We start from the raw sequence: 2,849 nt of genomic DNA on the forward strand, positions 1-2,849 counted from the left end.
GCAGGTGGAGCCTGTTGGGTAGGTCGGGGTCTGTTGCTATGGTTCCGCGGTCTGGGGCCCAGTCCGGGTAGGTTTCGGTGGAGGTGTCCAGGCGCCGGTCTACGGTCATTGTCCAGTTGGTTCTGCGGAATTGTTCCCCGGGTTGTAGCCGGAGGAGGAATTGATGGGCCCGGTTGATGACGGGTTCTGTGTGAGCGCGGGGAACGGGGGTGTGGACTTCCATGAATTTCATGCCGACGTCGAATCCGAAGGACCAGTCGGCGGCGAAGGTGACTAGACCTGCGTCCAGCCAGAGCGTGTCCTCGCGGGGGTCAAGGAAAACGATGTCGTCCTGGATTTGGCTGCCGAGGAACCGCAGTGGTCCCATGGGGAGTGAATCGTCGTCGCCGATGGTGAATTCCAGTTCCAGGTTCTGCAGGGTGTTTCCCCAGCGGCAGGTATTTCCGTTTCGGTGATAGGACATCGTGCGCGGGTGTTCTTCGGCCATGGCGGGCAGCAGGGTTGTGATTGCATCCCAGACGGCAAGTCGCATGTGGGGGAGGACCTGTGTGCGTGTGGGGTCCTTCTTCAGCACCTCGTCGCGTTCCTTGAGGTCTGGGAGGTAGTGTTCGTCGGTGTCGATCAGGAAGGATCCCCAGGAGCCGGCCTCTGTCTCCACTGTTTTGCGGGCGGGTTCAACATTGGCGCTGTAGCGGTAGCTGTCACCGGAGAAGGGGAAGGGGAAGCGTCTGATCCGTTCCGGGAGGACGTCGGTGTCCGGGTCTTTGTCGGTGAGGGAGATACTCAAAGGTCCAACTCCAATTCTTCGTCGTGGCTGCGTGAAACGCAGCACATCATGGTGGTGTTCTCGGCCTTTTCCTGCTCGCTCAGGTAAAGATCCCGGTGTTGGGGTGTCCCTCGAAGTACGGAGATGGAACATTCCCCGCAAATGCCTTTGCGGCACATGTTGGGGATGCTTTTCCCTGCGTTTTCGAGTGTCTCCAGCAGTGAAACGCCGGCCGGAACTTCCAATCTGAGGCCGCTGCGGGCCAGGTTCACCGTGAACGGTTCGCCTTCTTCCAGCTCCGGTGCGCCAAAGGCTTCTGAATGCAGCCGGGCCGTTGACCAGCCATGCTCGCGCGCGTGGTCCAGGACTGTCTCCATGAAGGCCGTCGGCCCGCAGACGTAGAGGTGAGTTCCGAGTTGCTGGGTTGTGAGCTTTTCGGTGAGAACCTTCAGGAAACTGTCTCGATCACTGCATTCCGTCAGGGCAGGTCCCAGCAGTTCGCGCGCTTCCGCCACGTGGGCCCCTGACCCGGGCCGGTGGACGTAGATCAGGGATGCTGCGATGTCCCATTCGGCAGCGGACCGGGCGTGCGAAAGTACCGGGGTGATTCCGATTCCTGCTGCAACCAGCAGATGATGCGTCGCTGTTGCCGCAGGGGCAAAGGCACTGCGGGGTAGGGAAACCCGGACACGGTCACCGATGGTGAGCCGATGCATGGTCAGGGAGCCGCCGGCACTGCCCTCGACCTGGAGGACCGAGATGGTGTATTCGGACGGGGCGCTCCCTGAACCGGTGAGCGAGTAGGCATTGGCGCCACCGCCGTATTGGACGACCAGGTGGCTCCCCGGGACATAGGATGGCAGTGGCCCTCCTGACGGATCAGCAAAGGTGATGCTGATAATGGACTCCGTCTGAAGACTGACATTGGTCACCTCCAGCACAAGGCCTCCCTTCACCGCAGGGTGGACCTCGGTCTGGAGTGCTGTCGCCGTCATGCTGCCTCCTCGGCATGGGCGGCGAATCCCAGGTATGCAGCCAGGCGCCGGGAAAAGTGGTCCGAGATCGCCAGCACCGTGGCGCATCCTTGACACGCGAATTCGGAACCGACCGGCTCAACGGTTTCCGTCGCGGTACGACAGTGTGCGCAAAAAACGGTACGCATCCGGGATCCGTCGCTTAACAGCGTCACTTCCTCTTCCACCAGCCCGCAGTCCGCGGCAACAGCTGCAGCCGCCATGATGTCAGCCGGAGGTCCTGTGAGCACGACGTGGACACCCACGCATGCCAGCTCGATTGCGGACCGAAGCTGCGAAAGGGCTTGCGTGTTAGCCCAATCGAAGTGGAAGTCATGCCGCAGCTGGCCGTCGTTGCCGTCCGCGGTGCGGGCATCAGCTGTTCCAAACGACACGCTGATGAGCCCACGGAAACCTGTATCGCCGTAGGTGCCTTCCGGCGCAGTCACGGATGCGGGACGCATGAGAGGGTCTTAAGGTGCGAAGGAGCGGTGGCCGGTGAAGAACCCCAGAGCATAGTCAGGGGTCTCAAACTTCACTGTTGTTCCCTTCGGGAAGAACAGCACATCGCGCTCCTTCGCGTGCGTCACGTCTCCTGTCGTCTGGTCGGTGAGGATGAACTCACCCTGCACCACGACCTTCATCTCGTCGTACGTGTACGTGTACACCAAGGGTTCGGAGGCCTTCAGCTCAAAGAATCCCGCGCTCATAACCGAGCCCTCGGGGTTGGAAAGGGCGTCACCGATGGCGGCGTCGCATCCTGGCTGGTCCATCGACGGCAATCCGATATAACCGCCTTCTACCTTGTGAATGGATCCGGCCTTGCTCAGCGTTCCTGTCAAAGTTTCCATGGTCTCTCCTATTAATAGTGTCGCAAAAGAATGATTTTTTGTGTGCCTACGGGGCCGGGCTAAGGATCAGTCAAAACCCCGATCAAGGCCCCGAGTGGGACCGCCGGCAAACCCGACATCCCCAGATACCTGAAGGACCAGGCGTGCTCCGCCCCGACCCCCCCTGGTGTGATGCCAGTCACCTACCCGGCGTCCCACTGCAAAACTACGCCACCTAAT

The 2,849-nt window shown here is 60.9% G+C and carries 4 protein-coding genes; all 4 read right to left on the reverse strand.

The features are described from left to right. Positions 1-787: heme-dependent oxidative N-demethylase family protein (locus tag OS914_RS17870; protein WP_267547405.1), on the reverse strand; the 787-nt coding region annotated here is incomplete at its 3' end. After that, complete coding sequence (locus tag OS914_RS18140) at positions 784-1,761, reverse strand: PDR/VanB family oxidoreductase (RefSeq protein WP_324290681.1); 978 nt, start codon at positions 1,759-1,761, stop codon at positions 784-786. The genes OS914_RS17870 and OS914_RS18140, both read right to left, overlap by 4 nt. Continuing rightward, positions 1,758-2,243 (reverse strand): dimethylamine monooxygenase subunit DmmA family protein, encoded by a 486-nt coding sequence (locus OS914_RS17880; RefSeq protein ID WP_267547406.1) that lies wholly within the window; start codon positions 2,241-2,243, stop codon positions 1,758-1,760. Before OS914_RS17880 ends, OS914_RS18140 begins: the two co-directional genes overlap by 4 nt. A gap of 9 nt (positions 2,244-2,252) precedes the next feature. Further along, positions 2,253-2,630 (reverse strand): cupin domain-containing protein, encoded by a 378-nt coding sequence (locus OS914_RS17885; protein WP_267547407.1) that lies wholly within the window; start codon positions 2,628-2,630, stop codon positions 2,253-2,255. Between the last annotated feature and the right edge of the window lie 219 nt (positions 2,631-2,849).

The sequence above is a fragment of the Arthrobacter endolithicus genome (assembly GCF_026627425.1).
Classification (GTDB): domain Bacteria; phylum Actinomycetota; class Actinomycetes; order Actinomycetales; family Micrococcaceae; genus Arthrobacter_M.

Coding starts and splice junctions, on each gene's coding strand:
- OS914_RS17885 (WP_267547407.1), bottom strand. CDS start 2,630: ATGGAAACTTTGACAGGAACGCTGAGCAAGGCCGGATCCATTCACAAG.
- OS914_RS17880 (WP_267547406.1), bottom strand. CDS start 2,243: ATGCGTCCCGCATCCGTGACTGCGCCGGAAGGCACCTACGGCGATACA.
- OS914_RS18140 (WP_324290681.1), bottom strand. CDS start 1,761: ATGACGGCGACAGCACTCCAGACCGAGGTCCACCCTGCGGTGAAGGGA.